The 23,987-nt window shown below is 67.1% G+C and carries 21 protein-coding genes and 1 tRNA gene; 6 read left to right on the top strand and 16 right to left on the bottom strand.

Going from position 1 to position 23,987, the window contains the following annotated elements:
* Nucleotides 1–6 precede the first annotated feature (6 nt).
* Entirely contained in the window at nucleotides 7–429 is a 423-nt protein-coding gene (locus tag ACGFH6_RS34630; protein WP_393392571.1) for a hypothetical protein, read from the top strand.
* Nucleotides 430–455: 26 nt separating this feature from the next.
* Here the strand turns inward: ACGFH6_RS34630 and ACGFH6_RS34625 are convergent, their stop codons facing one another.
* The 12 genes from ACGFH6_RS34625 to ACGFH6_RS34570 form a co-directional block, all read right to left on the bottom strand.
* On the bottom strand, nucleotides 456–950 hold the full coding sequence (locus ACGFH6_RS34625; protein WP_393393594.1) for a class E sortase: 495 nt from the start codon (nucleotides 948–950) through the stop codon (nucleotides 456–458).
* Between the two features lie 233 nt (nucleotides 951–1,183).
* Entirely contained in the window at nucleotides 1,184–1,711 is a 528-nt protein-coding gene (locus ACGFH6_RS34620) for an MOSC domain-containing protein (RefSeq protein WP_393392568.1), read from the bottom strand.
* Between the two features lie 19 nt (nucleotides 1,712–1,730).
* Entirely contained in the window at nucleotides 1,731–2,465 is a 735-nt protein-coding gene (locus ACGFH6_RS34615; RefSeq protein WP_393392565.1) for a phosphotransferase, read from the bottom strand.
* Nucleotides 2,462–3,472, bottom strand: a complete 1,011-nt coding sequence (locus ACGFH6_RS34610) for a LacI family DNA-binding transcriptional regulator (RefSeq protein WP_393392562.1) — start codon at nucleotides 3,470–3,472, stop codon at nucleotides 2,462–2,464. Before ACGFH6_RS34610 ends, ACGFH6_RS34615 begins: the two co-directional genes overlap by 4 nt.
* A gap of 21 nt (nucleotides 3,473–3,493) precedes the next feature.
* Nucleotides 3,494–4,369, bottom strand: coding sequence for a carbohydrate ABC transporter permease (locus ACGFH6_RS34605; RefSeq protein ID WP_393392559.1), 876 nt, complete (start codon nucleotides 4,367–4,369; stop codon nucleotides 3,494–3,496).
* The gene (locus ACGFH6_RS34600) at nucleotides 4,366–5,319 is read right to left on the bottom strand and encodes an ABC transporter permease (protein ID WP_393392556.1); all 954 of its coding nucleotides are present in this window, start codon (nucleotides 5,317–5,319) and stop codon (nucleotides 4,366–4,368) included. Before ACGFH6_RS34600 ends, ACGFH6_RS34605 begins: the two co-directional genes overlap by 4 nt.
* Nucleotides 5,320–5,322: 3 nt before the next feature.
* Nucleotides 5,323–6,957, bottom strand: coding sequence for a sugar ABC transporter substrate-binding protein (locus ACGFH6_RS34595; protein WP_393392554.1), 1,635 nt, complete (start codon nucleotides 6,955–6,957; stop codon nucleotides 5,323–5,325).
* 166 nt (nucleotides 6,958–7,123) lie between these two features.
* Nucleotides 7,124–7,972 carry a DUF11 domain-containing protein gene (locus ACGFH6_RS34590; protein ID WP_393392552.1) on the bottom strand — a complete coding sequence of 283 codons (849 nt, stop codon included), beginning with the start codon at nucleotides 7,970–7,972 and terminating at the stop codon, nucleotides 7,124–7,126.
* Nucleotides 7,973–8,113: 141 nt separating this feature from the next.
* Entirely contained in the window at nucleotides 8,114–10,648 is a 2,535-nt protein-coding gene (locus ACGFH6_RS34585; protein ID WP_393392549.1) for an ATP-binding protein, read from the bottom strand.
* A 259-nt stretch (nucleotides 10,649–10,907) separates the two neighbouring features.
* Entirely contained in the window at nucleotides 10,908–11,648 is a 741-nt protein-coding gene (locus ACGFH6_RS34580; protein WP_393392547.1) for a TrmH family RNA methyltransferase, read from the bottom strand.
* 18 nt (nucleotides 11,649–11,666) lie between these two features.
* Nucleotides 11,667–11,960, bottom strand: a complete 294-nt coding sequence (locus ACGFH6_RS34575) for a DUF4287 domain-containing protein (protein WP_393392544.1) — start codon at nucleotides 11,958–11,960, stop codon at nucleotides 11,667–11,669.
* A 78-nt stretch (nucleotides 11,961–12,038) separates the two neighbouring features.
* Nucleotides 12,039–12,806 (bottom strand): ANTAR domain-containing protein, encoded by a 768-nt coding sequence (locus ACGFH6_RS34570; protein ID WP_393392542.1) that lies wholly within the window; start codon nucleotides 12,804–12,806, stop codon nucleotides 12,039–12,041.
* Between the two features lie 61 nt (nucleotides 12,807–12,867).
* Between ACGFH6_RS34570 and ACGFH6_RS34565 the strand changes: the two genes are divergently transcribed.
* Nucleotides 12,868–13,458, top strand: a complete 591-nt coding sequence (locus ACGFH6_RS34565) for a TetR/AcrR family transcriptional regulator (RefSeq protein ID WP_393392540.1) — start codon at nucleotides 12,868–12,870, stop codon at nucleotides 13,456–13,458.
* Here ACGFH6_RS34565 and ACGFH6_RS34560 read toward each other — a convergent pair.
* Entirely contained in the window at nucleotides 13,446–14,825 is a 1,380-nt protein-coding gene (locus ACGFH6_RS34560) for a pyridoxal phosphate-dependent decarboxylase family protein (RefSeq protein WP_393392537.1), read from the bottom strand. The two genes, ACGFH6_RS34565 and ACGFH6_RS34560, sit on opposite strands and share 13 nt — an antisense overlap.
* A 166-nt stretch (nucleotides 14,826–14,991) precedes the next feature.
* On the opposite strand from ACGFH6_RS34560, the gene ACGFH6_RS34555 reads away from it, so the two are divergent.
* A complete protein-coding gene (locus ACGFH6_RS34555) occupies nucleotides 14,992–16,182 on the top strand; it encodes an MFS transporter (protein ID WP_393392534.1) in 1,191 nt (396 codons plus the stop codon).
* Here ACGFH6_RS34555 and ACGFH6_RS34550 read toward each other — a convergent pair.
* Nucleotides 16,103–17,317, bottom strand: coding sequence for an MFS transporter (locus ACGFH6_RS34550; protein ID WP_393392531.1), 1,215 nt, complete (start codon nucleotides 17,315–17,317; stop codon nucleotides 16,103–16,105). The genes ACGFH6_RS34555 and ACGFH6_RS34550 overlap by 80 nt on opposite strands.
* 41 nt (nucleotides 17,318–17,358) lie before the next feature.
* Here ACGFH6_RS34550 and ACGFH6_RS34545 point away from each other — a divergent pair.
* Nucleotides 17,359–17,434 (top strand) — tRNA-Thr (locus tag ACGFH6_RS34545).
* Between the two features lie 594 nt (nucleotides 17,435–18,028).
* Here the strand turns inward: ACGFH6_RS34545 and ACGFH6_RS34540 are convergent.
* Together ACGFH6_RS34540 and ACGFH6_RS34535 are read right to left on the bottom strand one after the other, a co-directional pair.
* Nucleotides 18,029–18,436, bottom strand: a complete 408-nt coding sequence (locus tag ACGFH6_RS34540; protein ID WP_393392528.1) for a hypothetical protein — start codon at nucleotides 18,434–18,436, stop codon at nucleotides 18,029–18,031.
* Nucleotides 18,433–19,623: a hypothetical protein gene (locus ACGFH6_RS34535; protein WP_393392525.1), complete on the bottom strand. Its 1,191-nt coding sequence runs from the start codon at nucleotides 19,621–19,623 to the stop codon at nucleotides 18,433–18,435. Before ACGFH6_RS34535 ends, ACGFH6_RS34540 begins: the two co-directional genes overlap by 4 nt.
* Before the next feature lie 340 nt (nucleotides 19,624–19,963).
* On the opposite strand from ACGFH6_RS34535, the gene ACGFH6_RS34530 reads away from it, so the two are divergent.
* Both ACGFH6_RS34530 and ACGFH6_RS34525 read left to right on the top strand, forming a co-directional pair.
* Complete coding sequence (locus tag ACGFH6_RS34530; RefSeq protein WP_393392522.1) at nucleotides 19,964–21,538, top strand: hypothetical protein; 1,575 nt, start codon at nucleotides 19,964–19,966, stop codon at nucleotides 21,536–21,538.
* A gap of 286 nt (nucleotides 21,539–21,824) precedes the next feature.
* Nucleotides 21,825–23,654, top strand: a complete 1,830-nt coding sequence (locus tag ACGFH6_RS34525) for a DUF262 domain-containing protein (RefSeq protein WP_393392520.1) — start codon at nucleotides 21,825–21,827, stop codon at nucleotides 23,652–23,654.
* Nucleotides 23,655–23,987: the final 333 nt, after the last annotated feature.

Below are 23,987 nucleotides of genomic sequence, written 5' to 3'. Positions count from 1 at the left end.
GGGGGCATGAGTTGGGCTGTCTACGCGATGCGAGGGCCAGGAGGCGTACGTCGCCTCGACGACATTCCCGACGGCTATGAGCCGCCGTCGGTCGGTACGTCGGCCGACGTGGTGGCCATCGTCCGTGAGGTGGTGCCCGACGTGGACGCGAGCAAGCCGTCCTGGCTGGCGCTGCGAAGTCCGGAGTACGACGTCGAGATGACGATCGGCAAGGGTGTCGAGGTCCGCGACATCACGTTCTACCTGAACGACGGCCCGCGCTCGATCCCGCTCGTGATGGAGATCAGCCGCCGCCTCGGCGTCACGCCGTACGACACCGAGTCGGGCAACTTCCTCACCGAGGAGTCCCGACCGCCGGTCCCGCCACCGCTGACGCCCGACGAGATCAAGATGAACAAGCCGAAGTGGTGGAAGTTCGGCCGCAGCTGACACCCCGATGCGCACCGGCCGGTTGATCAGATCTGGCGGGTGGCGACGAGGGTGCCGATCTTGTTGATCCGGTGCTCGGGGTTGCCGAGGTCGTCGGACCAGAAGTTGCCGGCGGCGTGGTCCTCCGGGGTGGCGCAGGTGGAGATCGTGATCATCGCCTGCGTCGGCGCGACGCCCGGGCGGCCCGGGACGGCGGCGTTCTGCTGTGCCTTCTCGGCCGGCTTCCGGAACGAGATCGTCATCGTCCGGTTCACCACGTAGTCGTACACGGTCCCGCCCACGGTGATCAGGATGTGGTCCCCGTTCACCATCTCCGGCGCCCGCCCCAACGGCCGCCCGTGGCTGGTCCGATGCCCGGTGATGATGAAGTTCCCGATCTGTCCCGGTCCCACCCCACCCGCCGGGCCGCGCGGACTCGCCGCTACGCCCCGATCCTGGATGCGCGTCCCGGCCCGATCGTCCGCCGTCCCCGGGTAGGCCACCACCCGCAACCCGCGTACCCCGATCGCCGGAATCGCCATACTCACCGGCCCGGACACCGTGGGTTTCGGGGTCGGCTTCCGTGTCGGCGTCTCAGTGGGGCTGCTGGGCGCGGTGGTGGGCGGCGCGCTGGTCCGCGTGGGGGATCGCGTGGGCGACGAGCCGCCGGTAGGCGCCACGTCGCTGCATCCGACCAGCCCCACCACCAGAACCAGACCTACCGCCAGCCTCACCCTCCGACGGTAAGCGACCCCACCGAAAACCGCCCGAAAGTTCAGTCCAGCAGCGTGAGCGTGGCAGACCCGAGACGGAGAGTCCCGTCGCTCAGCGGGGTGGTGCGGACGCCGCCGTGTCCCCGGAGAGCCTTCATGGCGCCAGGCGCCAGTACGACGTCCATCCACGCGCACGGATTGGCGGGCCGATAAGCCTGGAACTCCACAGCGCCGGACCCGGAGTCGAGACTGAACCGACGACCCGGCCTGCCAGGGCGCGAGGCGAGGGTGTCGATCGGAAAGCCGCGCAGAACGATGTTCCGGCGCATGACGTGCGGGTCTGGCGGCTCCGGGAGCTCGAGCGTGCGGGCCAACTCGTCCAGAGAAGCCGCGTCCACGAAGGTGACCGCCGCGTTCCGGTGCACCTTCTGGCCGAAGTACCGGTCCCCCACGATGCCGAGCCCCGCCCGCACCTCGACCTCGGACCGGCCCACCGGCTCGGGATCCGGCTGCGGGCCGCCCTGCGGCCGACCCTCGAACGCATGCACCCGCGAGACCACGAGTGCGACGATCTCGACCGGAATGCCCACCCGGTCAACAGTACGGCCGTCAGCCCCAGGTCAGCGGATCGAGCCGCCGGTAGAACTCCAGGCGGCGCTGGTCGGGGTGCGGCAGACCGTACGAGGTGAGGAACGGCGCGGGATCAGCCGACCACTCGTCGTGAATCTGGATGGTGAGGAGCGCCAGATCGATGTACCGGTCGGCGATCCCGAGGCGGCCGAGGTCGATCAGCCCGGTGACCTCGAGTGTCGACGGATCGAAGAACACGTTCGGCAGGCACGCGTCGCCGTGGCAGACGGCCAACTCCTGCACCGATTCGGCATAGGGGCGCTCGGCAACAACCCGCTCGAGCAGCTCCACCGGTGCGAGCTTCCGCCACTCGTCGGTGAGGTACGCCGGATTCACCGCACCCCGCCGTACGACGTCCTCCGCGAGCGCCACCACCGACGCGAGCGGACGCTCGAACGGGCAGTCGGTCAGCGAATGCAACTCCCGAAACACCCGCCCGAGACTGGCCATCGCGCCCGCCTGATCCTCAGCAGCCAGCGCGTCCCCCGGTACGCCGGGCACCGCGGTGGTCATCAGACACGCGCCATCCGCCGACTCGACCCAGTCCACGACCGTCGCGCAGGGAATCGGGGTCCCGGCGAGCCACTCGGCCCGGTCCCGCTCGTCCCGCAGCTCCGACACGCCGTCCGGCCCACAGCACTTGGCGAAGACGTCACCCCGCCGATAGACCGACGCGTCGGACTCCCCGACCGTCACCGGTTCCCAACCCTTCAACCAGGAACCACCTTCGACGAATCGCGGACGATGAGCTGCCACGGGAAGTCGAAGACCTCGCCGGGCGCGCCCTCACGGTCGGTCAGCCGCCCGACGATGATCCGGGCCAGCGCCTCGTTGAACCCCACCGGCCCGACGGTCGACAGCGACGGATCCAGATGCTCACCCTCCGGTGTGTTGCCGACACCGACAACGGCCAGATCCCGCGGTACGTCGATCCGGAGCCGATGCGCGGCGCGGACGACGGCGATCGCGGCGAAGTCCGTCGTGCAGTAGATCGCCGTCGGCCGGTCCGGCTTGCTCAGCAGGGCCATCGCGGCGCGGTAGGCGCCCTCGGGGTGACGTTCGAAGATCTCGATGTCGTCCTCGCGGATCGGTTTGCCGGCCGACCGCAGCGTGTTCAGGTACGCGTCGAAGCGGGCGAAGCCGGAGGTCCGCGAGGTGAGCGCACCGACCCGATCGTGGTGTTCCAGCAGGTGCTCGACGGCCAGGTGGCAGCGCGGCTCGGCGCCGGACCGGATCACGTCGAAACCGCGCGGCTCGAGCGTCTCGCTGAACGCCACGATCTGCACACCCTGCGCCGCGAACGCCTCCAGTTCGGCGATCTGCTCCGGGTCCGCGCTGACGCTGTCGATGAAGATCACGTCCGGGGTCCGGTTCGAGAGCACGGTCCGCCAGTCGCCGTCGGCCACGATCAGCGCGGTCTTCCCGTACGGGCCGACCGCCGTACTGACCGTGGCCGCTACCGCCTGCGACCACGGGTCGGCGAGCACGCTCAGCGAGAGCAGGACCAGGTCCGACTTGCCGGTGCGGATCGCGCGGGCCGCGTCGTTGCGCCGGTAGCCGAGCCGGGTCGCGGCCTCCCGGACCCGGTCGGCGGTCGAGTCCTTGATGGTGTGGCTGCGATGCCGCCCGGACAACACGTAGGACACGGTCGCGACCGAGACACCCGCTTCCTTCGCGACCATCCGCAGCGTCGGCCGGTCCTGCGTGCGCCCCATCGCCATGCGGTCGATTCTCGCAGACCGTCAGCCTTTGACGGCTCCGGTGATGACGCCCTTGGTGAAGTGTCGCTGCAGGAACGGGTACAGCAGCACGATCGGCACCAGCGCGACCACCACCACTGCCATCTGCAGCGACTGCGGTTGCGGCAGCGGTTCCACCCCGAGTTGGTCCGCCGACAGCGACTTGCCCTGCAGTACGTACGTCCGCAGGATCACCTGGACCGGCCACTTCGAGGTGTCGTTGAGGTACAGCAGCGCGTTGAAGAAGGCGTTCCAGAAGCCGACCGCGTAGAACAGCGCGACCACCGCGATCACAGCCTTCGACAGCGGCATCACGATCCGGCGCAGGATGGTGAAGTCGCTCGCGCCGTCGATCCGCGCGCTCTCCAGCAGTTCGCCCGGCACATTCATGAAGAAGGTACGCAGGACAACGAAGTTGAACGCCCCCAGCGCACCGGGCAGGATCAGCGACCACAGGCTGTCCAGCAGCCCGAGCTGCTTCACCACCAGGAACATCGGGATGATCCCGGGCGCGAACAGCAACGTGAACAACACCATCAGCAGCACCGGCCGTCCGAACAGCACCGGCCGGGATGTCGCGTAGGCCAAGGCGATCGTGACCGCGACGGCGATCGCCGTACCGACGACCGTGACGAAGACGCTGACCAGGATCGCTCGTCCCATCAGGCCGCCGCTGAACAACGTCCGGTACGCCTTGATCGTCGGATGCGACGGCCACAGGACGTACCCGCCGGCGTCGATGATGTCCTGATCGCTGGCCAGCGACGTGGAGATCACCACCAGGATCGGGATCACGATCACCAGCGCGAATCCACCCAGGACGAGGGCCTTGATCGCCTGGTAGCCCGGCGACGGATTCTCTTTCCACACAGGTCTCATGAGCGCCTCTGGAAGATCCCCGGCTCACCGAGCCGATGAGCGAGCGAGTTCGCGCCCCACAGAAGCAGCGCGCCGACCACACCCTTGGCCAGACCGGCCGCGGCTCCACTGCTCCAGTCGCCGCCGACGACACCCGCGTAGTACGTGAAGGTGTCCAGGACTTCGGCCGCGCCCGGGCCGACGGAATCTCGTTGCAGGATGAACTGCTCGAAGCCGACGCTCAGGATGTCGCCGATCCGCAGGATCAGCAGCAGCACGATGACGGTTCGCAGCGAGGGCAGTGTGATGTGCCAGAGCCGACGCCAGCGGCCGGCCCCGTCGGCCGCTGCCGCCTCGTACAGCGAGACGTCCACGGTGGTCAGCGCGGCCAGGAAGATGATCATCGCCCAGCCGGCGTCCTTCCAGATCAGCTGTGCGACCACCAGCAGCGGGAAGGTGTCCGGGTTGGTCATGAACGGGATCGGATCCAGCCCGGCCTGCCGGAGCAGGTTGTTCAGGAACCCCGCCCCGCCGAGCGACTGCTGGAACAGGGTCACGACCAGAACCCAGGACAGGAAGTGCGGCAGGTAGGCGATGGTCTGGAACCAGCGCCTAACCCGGTTGCTGACCAGCGAGTCCACGATCAGCGCCAGCCCGATCGGCACCGGGAAGAACAGCAGCAACTGCACCGCGGCCAGCACAAGCGTGTTGCGCAACGCGTCCCAGAAGTCCGGGTTGTCGTACAGATTGACGAAGTTCTGCAGACCGTTCCACTCGCTGTGCATGATGCCGAGGTACGGCTGGAAGTCCTGGAACGCCACCACGTTGCCCAGCACCGGCAGGTAGAAGAACACCAGCAGGAACAGGACTCCGGGGATCATCAGCAGGACCATCTGCCAGTCCCGCCGCCACTTCACCGCGAACGGCAGACCGCTCTTGACCCGCGCCGTCGAGGAGGCTCGCTTCAGCATCACTCAAGACCCGGTGACCGGCACGCTCGACGGTAGGACGGCGGCGAACTCGTCGCGCATCTTGTCGCCGCCGCCGTTCTTCCAGCGCTTGAGGGCTTCGTCGTACGCGTCCAGCTTCTGCCGGCCGGTGACGATGTCGACGATCGTGTCCCGGAACGCTGCGGTGAGCTTCGGGCCGACCTTGCTGCTGGTGTCGGAGTACGTGCCGGCGGTCGGGTTGCGCATCGCGTGCTCGAGCAGCTTCTGCTCGGTCGCGTAGATCTTCTTGGTGTCCTCGGGGAACGCCGGGTTGAAGATGACGCTCTCCGGCGCGGTCATGATCTGCAGCGCACTGACCAGACCCGGCCCTTGCTGCGTTCCGGCCTTCGTCAGCACGGGATTCTTCTGACCGTCCAGCTGGTACTGCTGTCCCTCGACACCGAAGTTCTTCTGCAGGTACTCCTTGGTCCCGAACGGCGCGGACAGGTAGTCCATCAGCGCAAGCAGCTCACGGATCCGGCCTTCGTCGGTCTTCTTGAACGGCGTGAACCCGACGGTGCCGTAGCCCATGTCGTACACCGGCTTCGCCTTGCCGTCGTGGCCGAACGGGATCATCGTGTCGACGAACAGCGTCGGGTCCATTGCACGGAAGTCGGCAGTCGCCCGCGGGCCGACCGTGACCTGTGCGGCGATCTGGCCGTTCACGGTCTTCGGGGTGGCGTCGGCCAGGTTCAGGTCGGGGTAGAAGACCTTCGCGGCCCACAGCTTGGCGGCGTACTCGACCGCGGCCTTGTAGTTGTCGGTCTCGTACAGGTAGGTCAGCGAGCGATCCTGGTTCACCCGCCAGCCGTTCGGGGCGCCGAACCACTCGCCGAACATGTGCAGCATGTTGATGATCGCCGGCTCGAGCGCGTAGTTCGTGCCGTTGGTGAGCTCCTTGCATTTGGCAAAGAACTCGTCCGCCGTGCTGCACTGCAGGCCGCCGACCTTCTGCCAGGTGCGCGGGTTGCCCATCATCACCTGGCCGAACGGCGTGGACGGGATCGGCGCGCCCCAGATCTTGCCGTTCACCACCGCGGTCCGCCACGACGCCGGCTTCAAGGCGGCGAGGTTCGGATACTCGAGGACGGCGTCACCCGAGAGGTACTTCGTCAGGTCCTGGAACTTGGCCTCCAGCATCGGGCCGATGTTCGGGATGCCCTGGTTCGGCGGCAGCCACATCAGGTCCGGGAGCGAGTCGCTGGCCAGCAGCGTGGCGAACTTCTCCGGGTAGCCCGGGTCGGTACCGATGGTCAGCCGCAACTCGGCGCCGAGGGCCTGGTTCAGCGACTGCCACATCGGGTTGCTGCCCATCGGCGGCGGAGGCGTCGCGAACGTCTCGGTCAGCGCAGTCACCGCGTTCTTCAGCGGCGGCGCCTTCACACTCGCGGTCGCGTCCGGTGGGAAGCGCAGGAACCCGGGCTCGAGCCCCGACTCCGCGCCGGCCAGATCCGGCCGCACCCCCTCGAACGGCTTGTACGTCGGCAGCGCCAGGTCGCTCGAGGCCTTCGCACCACCGTTCGCCGTACCACCGTCACCACAGGCCGCGAGCGTGGGACCGGCGACAGCCGCCCCGACCACGGCACCGCCCAACTGCAGGAATCGCCGACGACTGACCATAGCTGCTCCAAGTTCTGAACAAGTGCTCACTAACGCACACTTAAACGTTAACCCGGACCGTAAACCCCGTCCGCCCATCGATGCAAGGCGTGAACCACGAAAAGACCGGCGACCGCGGGACTCGAGAACCCGCGGCCGCCGGCCGGATGTGTGACCTACCAGGTGATCAGCAGCGCACCATCAGGCTGGTCAGTGCCGTGCAGGTCCGGCTGGCCACGTCGTTGCCGGCCGCCGGGTCGTCCGGCGAGCTCGCCGTCCGCTCGGCGGTGGCGACCAGCTTCCCGACCGTGAGCAGGCCCGCGTCGGCCGCGAATGTCCGGGTCACACTCGCGCCACTGGCCAGTGAGCCCACATCACAGTTCACAGTCCGCGTCGTCCCCACCCGGGTGCAGCTGCCACCGGCGTACAGCAGCCGGTTCGGGTACGTGCCGACCACGCGGACGTCTGTGGCCGCGGAGGGACCGTTGTTCTTGATCGTGACCGTGTAGGTGATCCGCGAGATGAGCAGCGTCCGCACCGAAGCGGTCATGCTGACCGCCACGTCGGCGTTCGTGGTGGGCGGCTCGATCGTCAGCGACGGCCCGTCCAGGATCTCGAACGCGTAGTTCTCCCCGATGAACTGGTGCTGCAACTGGATGGTCCCGGCCGGAGCGTCGTCCTTCACCCGGAACGTCCAGTGCAAGGTCACGGACTCGCCGGCCTTCACCTCGTGGAACCCGCCGCGGACGCTGCTGCCCAGCGTGTCGCAGGCGTACGCTTCCGGGCACGCGACGATGTCGATCAGGCTCGGCAGCGACGCCGGCTCCTTGGCGTACAGCCCCGCCTTCGCCCCGATGATGTCGAAGTCGCGGTCGTTGTTCAGAGTCTGAGTGATCGTGAAGGTCTGCCCCGGAGCCACCGAGGTCGTACCGACCGAGATCTCACTCGACGGCGGCGCGGCCGCCGCCACCTGGGTGCCGGCCACCAGGCCCGTACCCACCAGCGCCGTTACCAGCGCAGCACGAAACGTCCTCAAAGCACGCACAGTAAAGCCCCCCACTCCAATGTGAACCCCAGACATGCTTCTGCCCCCACAGAACCGCCGACGGCGGTGAGAAGAGTATGGAGTCCTTTCGGGGCCTCGCACAACCACTCAGCGCCACCACGCATGTCGGATTCAGAGCCGGGCCAGCAGCTCCTCGACCCGCATCGACCGGCCGGCCCGGCGGTGATCCTCCCAGTCCGCCCGCGACATCACGCCGTTGATGAGGGCAACCGCCTCCTCGAGTTCCTCTTCCAGGTAAGGGTTCGCGATCCCCAACCGCTCGCCCATCGCCTCCTCGGCGCCGAACAGATGCGCGGCCCCGACCGGATCGCCTTCCCGGAGCAGGATGTTCATCGCCGTGTTGGCGAACGCCAGGGTGAGACTCGGGCTGCCCATGGCGAGGATGGTCCTGGCGAGCTCACGGACCAGTTCGCCCGCCTCCACGACCCGCCCGGCGACCACCAGCAGGAAGGCCAGGTTCTGCCCTTGCAGGGCGGCTTCGTACACGTCACCGAGCGCCTCGTAGAGCCCGATCGACTCGCGCAGCAATGCCTCGGCGCGCTCGAGCCGGTCCAGTTCCTCCTCGACGCCACCGAGGTTGCCGAGTACGCGGGCCAGCCGGCTCTTGTCCTCCAGGTGGCGATGCAGGTCGAGCGCTTCCTCGAGAGTGCGTTCGGCCGCGTGGACATCGCCTTGCTGGCGCTGCGCCGTACCGAGGAGGGTCAGGGCATAGGCGATGCCGGGGCGGTCGTCCAGAGCTCTGGACATCTCGAGACTTCGCAGCGCGACCTCGTGGGCCCGATCCGTTTCGCCTTGGAGGAGAAGGAGATTGCCGAGTCCACGCAGGCAGGCCGCGAGGTCGGCCGACGGATGGGCGGTCTGTGCGACGACCTGCTCGTGCCACCGCCGGCTCTCGGCGATGTAACCAGCCATCAGCCAGGCCCAGCCGAGGGCCACGCAGAGACGCCGGCTCGTCGGGATGTCGGCCGAGGTCGACCAGGTCAGCGCGGCGCGGAAGTTGTCGAGCTCGGACTCGGCCAGTTCGAGGGCGGTGTTGTGCCGGGATTCCCGCAGGGCTTGGAGATTCTCGGCGACGCCGGTGTAGTACGACGCGTGCGCCACACGTACGGCCTCGGCCTCGTCGGTAGCCTCCAGCTCGTCGCCGGCGTACTGCCGGATCGTCTGCAGCAGGCCGATCCGGCTGCGCCCCTCCGGACCCTCGGAGATGGTGATCAGGTTGGCGTCGTTCAGCTCCGCGACCGCGTCGAGCGGATCCTCGGCGTCGCATGCGACGGCGGTGATCGCGGCCAAGTCGGCAGCGCCGGAGAAGACGGCGAGGCGGCGGAAGATGCGGCGATGCTCCGGACTGAGCAGCTCGTAGGACCAGGCGATCGTGTCGCGCAACGTCCGCTGCCGGTCCGGTGTGACGCTGCTCGTGGACGCGATGTCGAGCCGCTGGTCGATGCGAGCGAGCAGTTCGCTGATGCTGAGCACACGCACGCGCGGAGCACACAACTCGATGGCCAGTGGCAGCCCGTCCAGGTGACGGCAGATGGCCACGACATCGGCGACGTTCGCCGGGCCGAGAGTGAATCGAGGCTGGACCGCCTGCGCGCGTTGCACGAACAGCTGTACGGCGGGCGAGTCCTCGGCGGCCGTGTCCAGCGGCATCACCGGATGCTGGTGCTCGGCCATCAGCCCGAGCGGCCGCCGCGACGTCGCGATGACTTCGACCTGCGGCGCCCGTTCGATGATCTGGGCAACGACCGTGCCGGCACCGTCCACCTGCTCCAGGTTGTCGAGAACCAGCAATAGCGAACGCTGCGCCAGGTACGACGTCAGCCGCGCGGGACTGCGCTCGCGCGGCGGTACGTCGAGGACCTCGGCGATCGACGTCCACATCACCTGCTCCGACGTCGCTGCCGCGAGCGGTACGAAGTACACCCCGCCGGGGAACTGGTTCGTCAGCTCGGCCGCCACGGATATCGCGAGCCGGGTCTTGCCCGCACCGCCGGGTCCGGTGAGGGTGACCAGCCGGATCTCCGGCCGGCGGATCAACCCGGTCAGGCGGGCGAGGTCGGGATCCCTTCCCAGCAAGGGATTCGCGGGCACCGGGAGGCTGCTCGCCGTACCGACGGTGCGCGGCGGAGGGAAGTCCTGGTCGAGACCCGCGACCGTCACCTGGAACAGGTGCTCAGGCTCGGGAATGTCCTTCAGATGGTGCATGCCGAGATCACGCAACGACGCACCCTGGGGCAGTCGCGCCACGGTGCCGGTCGCCGCCGAGATCACCACCTGACCGCCGTGCGCGGACCCCGCGATCCGCGCCGCCAGGTGGACGTCCATGCCCCAGTAGTCGTCCTCGTACACGCCCGGCGTACCGGTGTGGATCCCCATCCGCACCCGGAGCCGCTCGCCGCCCGGCCACCGGTTCCCCGCGAGCCGCCGCTGCCCCTCGACCGCCGCCCCGACCGCGCGGTCAGCCGTCGGGAAGACCACGAAGAAGCTGTCTCCTTCAGTTCCGAGCTCGGTCCCGCCGTACTCGCCCCACACCCCGCGAAGGATCCCGCGGTGCCCCTCGAGCGCCTCCAGGTAGCGCTCCCCCAACCGGCGCAGCAGCATGGTCGAGCCCTCGATGTCCGTGAACACCATCGAGACCGTCCCCACCGGCAATCCCCCACCCACACCGCCAGTCTCGACCACCGGGTCGCGCCACGTCGAGAACCATCGGTGGCCTTCGTTTTGTGGATGGTCCTTTCGCCACCGTTGTTGCCGTCGTACCGCCCGCCGGGAGACGGTAGACAGGCACCGCCGGAAACCCCCCACTCCGGCATTGCATTGTGCTTGGCCGCACAATTCAGAAGAGCCCGTCGCATCCCCCCGCGGTCGGGCTCTTCGTCTGTCTCAGCGCTGCGCGGCGGGCCGATCAGCGATTCGTGACCTCGAAGGCTACGACCGCCGCGGCGACCGCGACGTTGAGGGACTCGACACCGGCATGCAGCGGGATCTGGAGGTCGGAGTCGGTCGGCACCGTGATGCCGTTGGTCTCGCCGCCGAGGACGTAGACGGCGCGCGGCGCGAGCTCGGCCTTGAACAGGGAGTCGTGCGACCGGGCGGACAGGCCGTACACGTGGTAGCCGGCCGTGCGCAGCAGGTCGACGGCCGCCTTCGCGGTCGAGGTGTTCACGATCGGGGCCTGGAACGCGATCCCGGCCGACGCCTTGATCACCAGCGGCCCGACGTGCGGCGTCCCGGCGCGCGGCAGGATCACGCCGTCGAAGCCGGCTCCGGTCGCGGTCCGCAGGATCATCCCGACGTTGCCGGGGTTCGTGACGCCGTCCAGCAGGAAGACGTTCGTCGGGCGCCGGCCGCGCGCCCGGACGAACTCCTCCAGCGGTGTCATCCGCGGCGCGTCGACATCGGCGACCACGCCCTGGTCGTGCTTGCCGTTCCCAGCCAGCCACTTCACCCGGCTGGCCGTCGCGCGCTCGACCGGCGTCCCGTACTTGTCGGCGGCGCGCAGGATCTCCTGCAGCGAACCGCCGGTGGCGTTGTCCGCCACCACCACCTTCGCCACCGACAGCGCGGGATCGTGCAGCGCCTCGAGCACGGGCTTGCGCCCGTAGATCGTGATCCACTTGTCCCGCGGTGACCTCTTCGAATCCACCCGCTTACGGTACGCCGTTCAGCCGGCCGGGTTTGTCGCCTTCCCATCCAGCCACAGGGTGTCCGACGGGTCCCGGTGGGTGCCGGTGCTGCCGACGTGCTTGTCGCTGATCCCCGGGCCGTTCTTGATCACGTGCACCAGCGCCATCGCGTGCCCGCGGCCGAGGTCGTAGTCGGCCTTCAGCCAGTCACAGATCACACCGGCCTTCACGCCTGGAGCGTCGTACCCGCGCTCCTTCGCCTGGTCGACCAGCGCCCGCGGGGTCAGGCCGGTCTTCTCCTCGATCTTGTCCAAGTACGCCTGGAACGACATCTGTGCAGCCTCCTCGTGACCGGCGCCTCCTGCGCCGTACACCACTGCGTCGAGCGGCCGGGCCGGAAATCGACAGGGTCACTCGTCGGAGTTCAGGCCGTACTTGCGCAGCGCCTCGTTGAGCCTGCCCTGGTTGTGCGCCTCGACCATCTCGAGGGACAGCTGCCGCAGCTTGACGTTGGAGTCCTGGGAGCAGCGCTTGAGTACGTCGAACGCCACCGAGGCGGTGACGCCGTACCGGTGCATCAGCACCCCCTGGGCCTGACCGATGACCGTCCGGGTGCCGAGCGCAGTCCGCAACTGCTCGATCAGCGTCCGGCTGTCGTTGAACAGCTGCACGTTGTCGAACGCGACCCCGGCGTGCATGGCGAACAGCAGCACGATGTCGTACGACGTACTGCCGAACGCGTCCGGCTTGGCCGAGAACAGGCTGAACGCGGCTGCCGCGTCACCCCCGGCAGGCAGCGGGAGGAACAGGCAGCTGCGGTAGCTGGCGTTGATCGCGGCGGCACTGAACTTGGGCCACCGGTGATCGGCGGCCAGGTCGCCGATCCGGCGCGGCTCCCCGTAGGTGAGCGCGTCGAACAGCGGACCGCCGCCCTTGGTCAGCTGCTCGGCCAGTGTGGACCGGGCCGGCTCCGCCATCGGATCAGCGGTCTTGTGGTACCGCGCGACGATCTCGGCCGAACCCTCGGCGAGCACCGTGATCACGGCCTCCTCGCAGTCCGGCACCGTCAGCACGACTCGTTGCACGAACCGGCCCAGCGTGGTCGGGACGTCATCGTCCTCGACCAGCCGGCTCACTTCGGCCAGTTCCTGCGCCAGCTCGAGAATCCCCTCACCCATAGGACCATCATGCGCCTCCGTTTCTGGGTTCAGAACCCCAGAAGCGGCTAGTCTCGATGAGGTGGACGATCGACTGACCGCGAAGGGCCGGGCGACCCGGGCCCGGATCCTCGCCGCCACGGCCGACCTGGTCCGGCGCAAGGGCGTGACGCGGACCCAGCTGGACGACGTACGCCGGGCCGCCGGCGTGAGCGGATCGCAGCTGACGCACTACTTCCACGACAAGCGGACGCTGATCGACGACGTGATCACCTGGCAGGCGGACGCCGTCGCGGACCACGAACCCGCACTCGACTCGTTCGCCGCCTGGCATCGCTGGGCCGACCAGGTCGTCGCGCGGCACACCGGGCGGAAGTTCCAGGGCGGCTGCGATTTCGGCTCGCTCGCCGGGCAACTGGTGGAGTCGAGCCCGCAGACGCGCTCCCACCTGGCCGACGGCTACGGCCGCTGGCTCGACCGGTTCCGGCGCGACCTGTCCGGCATGCGTGACCGGGCGCTGCTGCGCGCCGATGCCGACCCGGATGCGCTGGCCAACAGCATGCTCGGGGCGATGCAGGGCGGCGTACTGCTGGCTCAGACCCTCCGCCGGGTCGAGCCCCTCCGCGACTCGCTCGACGCCGCCCTTGCCCGCCTCGAGTCCTACGCTCGCTGAGCCTGGTCTCGGCACCGCAGTACAGCCGCTGCCGAGCGGTCGATGTCGGACTCGTCGGTCGTCCAGTTGGAGACCGAGATGCGCATCGCCGCCTTGCCCTGCCAGGTGGTGCCCGACATCCAGCAGGTGCCCTCGTCCTGCACCGCGCGGACGACTCGCCTGGTCAGCTCGTCGTCCCCGAAGCGGACCAGGGCCTGGTTGAGGACGACGTCGTTCAGTACGGCGACCCCGTCAGCAGCCAGCGTGTCCGCGAACCGTCGCGCCATCGCGTGACACCGGTCGACGATCTCGGCGATCCCCGACCGCCCGAGGGCGCGGATGGCGGCGTACACGGCGAACCCGCGCGCCCGGCGGGAGAACTCCGGGTTGTAGTCCAGTGAGTCGCGTTCGCCGTTCTCGTCCTGGATCAGGTACGCCGCCCGGATCGACATGGCGGCGCGGTGGGGCTCGGGGTGGGCGCAGAACACGAGGCCGGAGTCGTACGGGACGTTCAAGGTTTTGTGCGCGTCGGTCGCCCAGGAATCGGCGCGGTCGATGCCGTCGACCAGTGATTTCAGCGTTGGGCTGACCGCAGCCCAGATGCCGAAGGCGCCGTCGACATGCACCCAGGCACCCTTCTCGTGCGCGAGGTCGCAGATCGTTTCGACAGGGTCGAACGCGCCTGTGTTCACGTTGCCGACCTGGGCGCAGACGATCTGCGGGCCGTCGTCGCTCAGCGCCTCGGCGAGAGCTTCAGGCTCGAGCCGGCCCTGGTCGTCGACGGCGATCGGCACGATGCAGTTCGTGCCCAGGCCGAGGAACCGCAGGGCGCGGTCGATCGTGTCGTGCCGCTCGGCGCCGGCCAGCACCCGGATCGGGGGTGCGCCGATCAGGCCGTCGCGCTCGACGTCCCAGCCGGCCCGCCGCAGTACCTCGTGCCGGGCGGCGGCCAGGGCGGTGAAGTTGGCCATCTGCGCGCCGGTGACGAAGCCGACCGACGTACCTCTCGGCAGGCCGAACAGCTCGACCAGCCAGTCCGCCGTGACTTCCTCGACCACGGCCGCCGCGGGTGAGGCGGCGTACAGGCCCGCGTTCTGGTCCCAGGTCGTCGTGAGCCAATCGGCGGCAAGCGATGCCGGGGTCGCGCCGCCGAACACGAAGCCGAAGAACCTGCCGCTGCCGCTGGGCAGCAGTCCGTCCTCGACTCCCTTCGCCAGGTGCGCGATCACGTCTCTGGGCTCGCCGGGTCCGGTCGGCAGTTCCCCGCCGAGTGCTTGCCGGAGCTCGGCCGCGGTCGCGCGCGGGCCGACCGGGCGCTCCGGGAGCCCGGCCAGGTACGTCGTCGCCCGCTCGAACGCCTCGGTCAGCGGGCCATCCCAATCCACCATGTCTCCGTTCTACGCCGGGATCGTGTGATCGAGCGTGTGACGGCACTACAGTTCGGTTGCTGAACCGCCAGGCCATCACAATGACCCGCCCGGAGCCCGCTCCCGCGTGCGGCGGCGTACCTGCCGCGATTGTGATGGCCTGGGGGTACGAGATCGGAGGGATCAGATGGCACGAGTCGTGACCGGGAGTCGCTGGTCGGCGATCGTCGGTTATTCCCTGGTCGGCGCGGCCACCCAGCTCGTTTGGCTCAACTTCGCCGGCGTGACCACGGTCGCGGCATCGCACTACGGCGTCTCGGAGAGCGCGATCGGGTGGCTCGCCCAGGTGTTCCCGCTGCTGTATGTCTTGCTGGCGATCCCGTGCGGGTTGATCCTCGATCGGTGGTTCCGGGCCGGGTTGCTTGCCGGCGCGGCCTTGACCGCGGTGGGTGCGCTGGTACGGCTGATCGGGGACGACTTCGGCTGGCTGCTGGCCGGGCAGATCATTGCCTCGGTCGCCCAACCGCTCGTACTGAACGCGGTCACCGGCATCACCGGCCGCTACCTCGACGAGGACGACCGCCCGACCGGCATCGCCGTCGGCACCGCCAGCATCTTCGCCGGCATGGTGATCGCCTTCACGCTGGACGCCATCTTCACCACCGGCGACTCGTTGGGGACCATGCTGGCGATCACCGCGGTCTTCTGCGTCGCCGCTCTGCTCGTCCTTCTCGTTGCACTACGCAACGAAGGCCCGCACTCCCCCGGTGCCGTCGCTTCCCACGACCGGGGCGCTCTCGAGATCGCCTGGGGCGACCCGTTGATCCGGCGCCTCTGCGTCCTCGCCATCTTCCCGTTCGGCGTCTTCGTTGCCATGACCACCTTTGCGCAGGCGCTGCTCGAACCGGCCGGCGTCTCCGGCGGTACGGCGAGCACGATCCTGCTGGTGACCGTCGTCGCCGGCGTCATCGGCAGCGCGATTATCCCGATCGTCGTCGTACGCCGGCGGGCCGAGTCGGCACTGCTCGTCGTCAGTCTCACCACGACCTCGGTCGCCTGCGCCGTACTCGCGCTTGCTCCCGGCGTACTGACCGGGTTCGTCGCCATCACGCTCATCGGACTGCTCCTGCTCCCCGCGCTACCGATCGTGCTCGAGCTGGTGGAACGTCGTACGGGAGAGGCCGAGGGGACCGCGGCCGGGCTGATCTGGATGTCGGGCAACCTCGGCGGCCTCCTGGTCGCGACCGTGGTGGGTCTGCTCGTCGACTACCCGACTGCGGCATTCCTGGTGATGGCGGTCATTCCGCTGATCGCGGTACCGGGTGCTCGTGCCCTCCGCGGCCCTGTCGACGAACTGCGAGAGCTGCCACAGCCGTAGCCAGCAGTCCGCCGATGCCCGCGGCAACGAACGTGACCCGGGCGTCGGTGTGCTCGAGCAGCAGTCCACCGAGGATGTATGACAGCCCGGCAGCCAGGCCGATAGCGCCGTACAGATTGCCGAAGACGCGACTCCGCATGTGCTGCGGCACGATGCGCTGCAGATGCGTGTTGATCCCCACGTCGACGCCCGCGATCCCGAACCCCCGGATCACCTGCAGTGCCAACGCCGCCCACACCGCCCAGGCAAGCCCCGTGACCAGGTTCCCCAGACTGCTCACCGCGAACCCGAGCAGGATCAGCGTCGTCATCCGGAACCGGCTCGCATACCGCGCCAGCACCGAGAACCCGAGGATGAGTCCGATGCCAACCCCGGCGTACAGCGCCGATGCCGCCGAATCGCTCGCGCCCAACTCGTCCTTGGAGAGGAACACCATCGCGACGTCGTCCACCCCGTTGAACGCCACCGTGGCAAAGAACGCGATCCCGATGACGCGCACAGCCTTCGTCCGCCAGATGTACGTCAGCCCGTCCCGAGCATCCCTGAGTACGCCGGTCCCCGCCCACTCCGCAGGTGCCATCCTCGGCAACCGGCTCAACAACACCGCCGACACCAGGAACGTCGCCGCATCGATCAACAAGATCCCGCGAACGTCCGTCACCAAGAACAACGCCGCAGCAATCAGCGGGCCGATCGCCTCGAGCCCGTTGGTCCCAGCCCCGAGCGCGGAGTTCGCCGACTCCAGATCCTCGTCCCGCACCAACGCCGGCACCGCACTGCGCGAACTCGCCTGGAACACCTGCGCCACGACACTCCGTACGGCAACCATCACCAGCAACACCGGCAACGGCGGCAATGTGACGGCCATCACGACCACCAGCGCCCCCTGCAGTACGTCGCACGTCACCATCACCCGGCGCAGATCGAACCGATCCCCCACCACCCCCGCGAACGCCCCGAACAACCCCGGCGTCAGATCCCCCGCCAGCAACAACAACGCCACCGCCAACGCGGCCCCCGTCGACGCCTCCACATACAGCAGCAGCGCCACCAGCCCCAGCGAGTCCCCCAGAAACGACACCGCCCGAGCCACCCACAACACCCGAAACCCGCGTGCCTCCCGCAGCACCCCCATCCCCCCACCTCCCATCCCCTAAGATGGTCCAGCAAACACCCGCCGGTGTGGCGCAACTGGCAGCGCACCGCTCTTGTAAAGCGGTGGTTAGGGGTTCGAGTCCCCTCACCGGCTCCAAAACTGCCCGACAGGGCAACTGTGGTCTACCCCACGCGTGCTACGCAGTCGCTCCTCCGTCGCGCCAGCTACGCGCGCTCCCACCCACCCGACCTCCCTTGCGGGCTACCGCCCGCCTCCGCGTGCTGCCGCACGCCATCACCTGCTACGGGTCGGCGTCCGGCCGCAGACGACTGCTCGTCATGCCGACTGCATCCTAGAAGTGCATTCCTCCACGTTGGTCTTCGTCAACGAGACGATCCGGCCCCACCCGACACACGGTGTGTCAGCAGCGGCGGGAGAGCACGGATAGCAATGTCCGGTCATGGCTCAGGGTCTCGACCTTGTCCGAGCCTAGAGATCGCGGCCGCTGATCCCCACGATCGCGCTTACGGCCGCCATCGAGCTAGGCAGCGCTTCGCGGAAGACTCTGGGGCATTCAGCGTGGGCTGCCTACGGCATGCGGCCGAGGACAGCACTCTCCTGCTAGCGGGCGGTTGGCGGCCGTATCCACGTGGCGCCCCAAGACGAGTTTGACCTGATGACCTCTGATGGAGCAGTCGCCCGCTAGAACGAGTCGGCCCGCACATCATCGCCGCCATCGCCGACTGCACACTAGGGGGCATCGAGGGACGAGTTGTCTTTGGTCGTGAAGCCGAGGTCTGCAACCGAGGGTGGACCCTTGGCATCCCAGACTCTGGCATAGGCCCCTGCAACGAGCGGCCAGATCTGTTGCAGGCCGTCTTCGACCGACTCGATCGCAGCGGCCAAGTCTCCGAACACGACGAACTCGTGCGGAATGACGCGACCAGCTGCATCTTTGCGCCCCGACGGATCGGGAAAGCGCAGCGCGACCCGCCCGGCGGCACGGCGCCACATCGTCGGCTCGTCCACGAGACCCGCGAAGCTGCGTTCGTAGTCCAGAAGTGGGTCGGGCCGCCCTCCGTTGAGGAGGAACCGGAATCCCCAGGACCGTCCTCGAGTGGCCCAGATAAAGCTGTCGGGTAGGTCCTGAGTGCTCACTTGAGGCTCCTGATGAGCAGCTTGTCCTCGACGCCTTGGTCCAGATCCAACTTGAACTGCGTGAGCGTCGCGGTCAGGAAGTCGTGATCCTTCCGAGCCTGGGCATTGATCTGCCTGACTTGCGAGCCGGCCATCTTGGCGGCCGCAGCCAGGGCAGGGAGCGCGGCCAGACTCGCGAGGGGGCCGACCTTCGGCAGCTTCCCGACCAGCTTGTCGACACCAAAGCCCTTCCCGCCTACCAGGACCGCAGCCAGGGTCTCGGCGCCGTCGGCCAGTGTGTCCAGCACCTTCCGCGGGATCTCCATCCGTTCGTTCCACTGAACTCGGCGTTCGAGGGGAAGCATTGAGGCCACCGGCAGGATGAGGTCGAGCCCAACCCGTTGGGTCACATCAATCTCCACCGGCTCCGGACCAGCTACGGAGAGTTCGAACTTGGCCGAGGAGAGCAGCATGAAGTCCTCGCCCACCGACAGCGCATCAGGCGTGTCCACGAGGTCCTTGAGCGTCGAGCGCAGTTCGTCGAGGTGATCGGCAGCCTTCTCGATGAGGAGATCGCGGAACGAGTAGACGTCCCAGTCCGGGAAGAGATCCGCCTTTGACAGCGCCATGATCCAGATCCGCGGGAACTCGTCCAGGCGGCCCTCGTCGCCCAGCAGGTCGTCCTTGAGTCGCAGCACGCCTTGGCGGAAGTTCGTCAGGAGCGACTTGAGGTACCGCTCCTCCTCGCCGGTGTGGTCCAGCAACTTCTGGCCGTCCACCAGCAAGAACGCGACATCGGACCGCAGCAGTGACCGGAACGTGTCGACACGGCGATTGGCCTCCTCCTCGGTGCTCGGCGACTCCTCGAACCATTCCCCCGGGTAGTCGTGCCATGCGAGTCGCAGGGCGTCGAACGGCCGCTTCTTCGCCTCGGCATTGTCACCGCCCTTGAGCTTCACCGTGAAGTAGTAAGTCGTGGCCTCGAACCGGGTAGTCAACGGCGCCCTCGCGCGGTCTCGCATGCCGAGGTAGTTCCGGTAGAGCCGGTTGCCCTGTCCGGTGTCGTCTGCGACGAGGTCCCAGAGATCGTTCGAATATGAACCCTCCTGCGTCGGACCGAAGAACGAGGAAACAAGCACCGTCTTCCCCGAGCCGCCCTCTCCGAAAACGGCGATGTGCTGCTCCCGCACCCTGGGGTATTTAGCCATGGCGCGAACGTACCTCACCCCTCGGCCCACACCCGGATGCAAGGTACAGCTGCCGGCTATGCCCGCCGATCCGCTTCCGGCTATGCCCGCCGATCCGCGCGCGGCCTGGCCCCATGGGCAATCACACCCACCCGGTTGGCCTGGGATGCTGTAACGCTGCGTGCACATGAGCGATATAGGGGCATCAAGCACCGAGAGGCGCGCGGTGGTGACGTGGGCGGGTGGATATCTCAAGCCGCGACGTCGCCGCCGCAGGACAGCCGAACCCGACAAGTGACCATCGTCCCCGCCGTTCGAAGCGCTTGCGACGGTCTACCCAGGTGTGAGGAAGGGGCGGGTTGTGGAAATCCTGTATGTGGTTGAGCTCGACGTGACGTCCGCAAAAGCCGACCAGCTCGCGCCAGAGCAGCTTCGCCAACGGGTGCTCGAGCATGTTGCCGAATGGCTGAGCTTTGAGCATGCTCCGCTACTCAGCGCTGCGTCGTTTGGAACCAACGGGTCTGCGATGCTCCACAGTAAGCGCGACAATCGGGCGGACACGCGCGTTTCGTGGTCGACTGAAGGCACCGCAGACATAAGCGCTTTCGTGATCACCGTGAGGACCGAGATCACGCGCAGCGGGCGAGCGGACTTCATCTGCCTTGTGACGGTGTTTAGGGACGGAGATCGCACGACTGTGCGGCTTGAGCTGGGCAGAGAGTCCTTGGACGGTGTCCTGGCGCCAGCGGGGATCGACTTTTTCCGGCGGCCTTACCTCCTGGTGCTGCTTCTCCGTGATCCGGACCTTCAATGCTGGTCCGGGCCGAGCAGAGTTGACGGCAGGTTCGACTGGGTCAATCCGAAGCATGCTGAGTTTGTCTGGGAGGCCATCGCTGCGAACGGGCGGCTTCTGCCGATCCTCCTGGTGGACGGGAGCGACGACGCCGGCGAGCGGTTGGCGCGGAAAGCGGCTGGCGAGCTTGCTGGTCTCGCACAGGTCTTGGCAATCGACGCTCGTTCGCAACGCCTTCTGGCAGAGCGGCTCATGGAGATCGACGCCTCCATCCCGCTCGGCGGTGCCCGTCTCGTGTGGCCCGACGTGCTGCTGCGACATCCTGCCTTCATGGCTGACCAGGCACGGTTTGCCCCTGGTCGACTTCTTCGGATGCTGAGTTCCGTGTCTGTCACGGTTCGCGGCATTAACCAACTCCTGCGCAAGGCGAGTGCTGCTCAGCGCGCGGCGCGAAATGAGCAGCTTGCAGCCGACCTGGCTGCCGCCAAATCTCACGGTGACCTGGCGCAGGAGGTGGACGCGCAGGCTTTCGTGATCGAGGAGCTAAAGAGCGAGGTCGAGCAATACGACTCCTGGTTCCGCCAGGTCGAAGAGGAGCGTGACAGCTACAAGGCCCAGGCTGCCCAGGCTGCCTACTGGAAGCAGGAGGCCGAACGCGCACGACAGGCCAGCGGGGTTCGGGTCACAGATTGGACTGAGGCACCGGAGCTCGATCCGGCAGACCTGGCCGACTTGGCGACCTTCTTGGAGAAGCAGTCTCAGGGCGCAATCGTCTTCACCCGCGAGGCCCACCAGGCATGGAAGCGCGACGATTATCCAAAGATTGATGTCATGAGGGATGCGTTGCTCACTCTCGCGAAGGCCGCGATTGAGTACCGTCGCCTCGGTTGTCAGTTGGGCATGCTCCCCGACGACTGGTTCAAGCAGGAATGGGAGCTGAACCTTGCCTCGACCGACAAGTATATGAGCAGGAACGGCCTCGACACATTTGCATTCGACGGCAAGACACACAGTCGTCTGCCGCATCTGAAACTGGGCGACCACACATCACCGAACGAGGTCGGACGCGTGTACTTCGCGATGGATTCCGAAGGTGAGCGGTTCATCGTGGATCACGTCGGCCTGAAGCTTTACGGATTATGAACCGGATGGAGAGCGATCGTGTACCTCGAGTGCGGATCCTCAGGACCGCTGACATGTGGATGCCGCACGTCCGCCTGCAGATCGATGGCCGGCCAGTCAGCGCAAGGACGCATCACGTGCGGGCGCTGACTTCGCCTCGCGCATCCGACGGCGAATTGAGGTCGCCCGCCGACCTTTCGTTCGCGCAGCAAAGGGATCTAGTGAATACTCGCTTGATTCACGAGCACCGACTGCTTCATGTCATGGGGGGTTATGCCTGATGGGGTTTCAGACGCCACTGTACGAGTTGAGTGAGTTCCTGAAGTGGACCACGGGTGGAAAGATTCAGCTGCCGGACTTCCAGCGTGGGTACAAGTGGGAGGACGAACGTATTCGTCAGCTCCTCGTGACGATACTGCGTGGTCACCCGCTTGGCGTAGTGATGTTGCTGAAGACTGGGAACGATCAGATCAGGTTTAAGCCGCGGCCCGTCGAGGGTGTCATTCTTGCTGACGAGACGGAGCCGGACTGGCTACTGCTCGATGGTCAGCAACGGCTGACGTCGCTGACGCAGGCCCTCACGGGCGCCGGCGTGGTCGAAACTGAGGACAGCCGGGGCAAGAAGCTGAGTCGTCGGTACTACGTCCACATCAAGACAGCGCTTGCCGGTGACGACAGGCTCGATGATGCGATCGTGTCGGTGCCGGGCGACGGTGTCGTCCGGAGCAACTTCGGCAGGGATATCGACCTTGATTTGTCTGATGAGGACAAGGAGCGCGAGCACGGGTACTTCCCGCTGCGGCTGCTGTTCGGCGGTGCGGAGACAGTCAACTGGCTGTTCGCGCTTCAGGACGGCACCGGTGCGGAGTTCCATGCGAACGTGGTCGGCCCAGCATCGACGTACAACATCCCGGCGATTGAGCTCGATACGTCTACCAGCAAGTCCGCGGTAGCGACTGTCTTCGAGAAGGTCAACACGGGTGGGCTCGCACTGAACGTGTTCGAGTTGCTGACCGCGACCTTCGCTGGCGACAAGGCGTACTACGACACCCACGGCGTGGACTTCAGGCTCAACGACGACTGGCGCGATACTCAGCAGGTCTTGTCGGCCTATCCAGTGCTGGCAGGCCTGGAGAACACCGACTTCCTCCAGGCCATTGGACTGCTCGCGTCGTACCACGGTCCGACGGCGACGACCGCCAAGAAGGAGGACATCCTCCGGCTGGAGTTGACCGACTATCTGACCTGGGCGCCGAAGGTCCGTGAGGCACTCAAGTGGGTGGCCGGCTTCCTTGACTCGCAGCACATCCACACCGCCGCCGACGTTCCGTATCCAAAGCAGATCGTGCCGTTGGCGACGATCAAGGTCGTTCTCGGCGATGACGCCGACGTCCATGGCGTTCACAAGGCTCTTCGTCAGTGGTACTGGTGCGGTGTGCTTGGCGAGCTGTACGGGGCCGCGATCGAGAGCCGATTCGCGCGTGATCTCGAGCAGGTGCCGGCCTGGGCGCGGTCGCACGATGACAAGATGCCGCGCCCGAAGACCATTGAGGATGCAAGCTTCGTTGAGTCGCGGCTGCACTCCATGCGTACCCGCAACTCTGCGGCCTACAAGGGCGTGTACGCACTGCTGATGGCGCAGGGGACTGTGGATTGGCTGGTGAACCAGCCGTTCGACAAAGCACACTTCCTCGACATGCAGGTCGACATCCACCACATTTTCCCGAAGGCGTGGTGCCTCAAGAACGACATCGACGACGAGCTCCGCGAGAGCATCGTCAACAAGACGCCGTTGGCGAAGAAGACGAACATCAAGCTCAGCGGCCATGCACCGTCGGTCTACCTGAAGAGCCTCGAGAGCCAGGTAGGGATACCGATCTCCGAGCTCGACACGATCATCGCCGCTCACCAGGTCGACGTGGCGGCACTGCGTGAGGACCGGTTCGTGGCCTTCTTCGTCGCCCGGCGGGCGGCACTGTGTGCCCTGATCGAAGAAGCCATGAGCAAGGCGGTGGCACATGACATCGAAGCCCGCGCGGTGGAAGGCGGTACTGAGACATCGCAGGCGTTCGAGTCCGAGCCAGACGATCCCGAAGACGAGCCGGCTGATGAATGTGGCGACAGCCTGATCCCCTAGAGAACACCTCGAGATTCCGCGCGTCGATGCGCTGCCGGGCACGGAAGTTGGGCGCCAGCGTGCCCGTCAGCGGTCGAACCGCGAGCACGCATCAGCGCCCAAGCAAGTGCGCGGATCATTGGCCGTTTCTGCCGCTTTGAACGGTAAGCGTTAGTCGATGATGGATGTCAATGGCAATTGAAAAATCTGTCTTTCCGCAGGTCACGGCCACCACCGGCAAGCCTTGCGATGTGTCGAGACAGCAGGATTGATGAGGCGGTGGTTAGGGGTTCGAGTCCCCTCACCGGCTCTCACAATCGCATTATCGGGCAGATGTGGTTGACCCACGCGTGC

The organism is Kribbella sp. NPDC049227 (assembly GCF_043197265.1).
GTDB lineage: Bacteria > Actinomycetota > Actinomycetes > Propionibacteriales > Kribbellaceae > Kribbella.
The sequence above is the reverse complement of the archived record's forward strand: the minus strand, read 5'-3'. Positions and strand labels throughout refer to the sequence as shown.

Excerpts from the sequence above, each read along its gene's own strand:
- ACGFH6_RS34610 (WP_393392562.1), bottom strand. The coding sequence starts at position 3,472 with ATGGCGATGGGGCGCACGCAGGACCGGCCGACGCTGCGGATGGTCGCG.
- ACGFH6_RS34595 (WP_393392554.1), bottom strand. The coding sequence starts at position 6,957 with ATGGTCAGTCGTCGGCGATTCCTGCAGTTGGGCGGTGCCGTGGTCGGG.
- ACGFH6_RS34600 (WP_393392556.1), bottom strand. The coding sequence starts at position 5,319 with ATGCTGAAGCGAGCCTCCTCGACGGCGCGGGTCAAGAGCGGTCTGCCG.
- ACGFH6_RS34560 (WP_393392537.1), bottom strand. The coding sequence starts at position 14,825 with ATGGTGGATTGGGATGGCCCGCTGACCGAGGCGTTCGAGCGGGCGACG.
- ACGFH6_RS34550 (WP_393392531.1), bottom strand. The coding sequence starts at position 17,317 with ATGGGGGTGCTGCGGGAGGCACGCGGGTTTCGGGTGTTGTGGGTGGCT.
- ACGFH6_RS34555 (WP_393392534.1), top strand. The coding sequence starts at position 14,992 with ATGGCACGAGTCGTGACCGGGAGTCGCTGGTCGGCGATCGTCGGTTAT.
- ACGFH6_RS34535 (WP_393392525.1), bottom strand. The coding sequence starts at position 19,623 with ATGGCTAAATACCCCAGGGTGCGGGAGCAGCACATCGCCGTTTTCGGA.
- ACGFH6_RS34605 (WP_393392559.1), bottom strand. The coding sequence starts at position 4,369 with ATGAGACCTGTGTGGAAAGAGAATCCGTCGCCGGGCTACCAGGCGATC.
- ACGFH6_RS34570 (WP_393392542.1), bottom strand. The coding sequence starts at position 12,806 with ATGGGTGAGGGGATTCTCGAGCTGGCGCAGGAACTGGCCGAAGTGAGC.
- ACGFH6_RS34625 (WP_393393594.1), bottom strand. The coding sequence starts at position 950 with ATGGCGATTCCGGCGATCGGGGTACGCGGGTTGCGGGTGGTGGCCTAC.
- ACGFH6_RS34630 (WP_393392571.1), top strand. The coding sequence starts at position 7 with ATGAGTTGGGCTGTCTACGCGATGCGAGGGCCAGGAGGCGTACGTCGC.
- ACGFH6_RS34575 (WP_393392544.1), bottom strand. The coding sequence starts at position 11,960 with ATGTCGTTCCAGGCGTACTTGGACAAGATCGAGGAGAAGACCGGCCTG.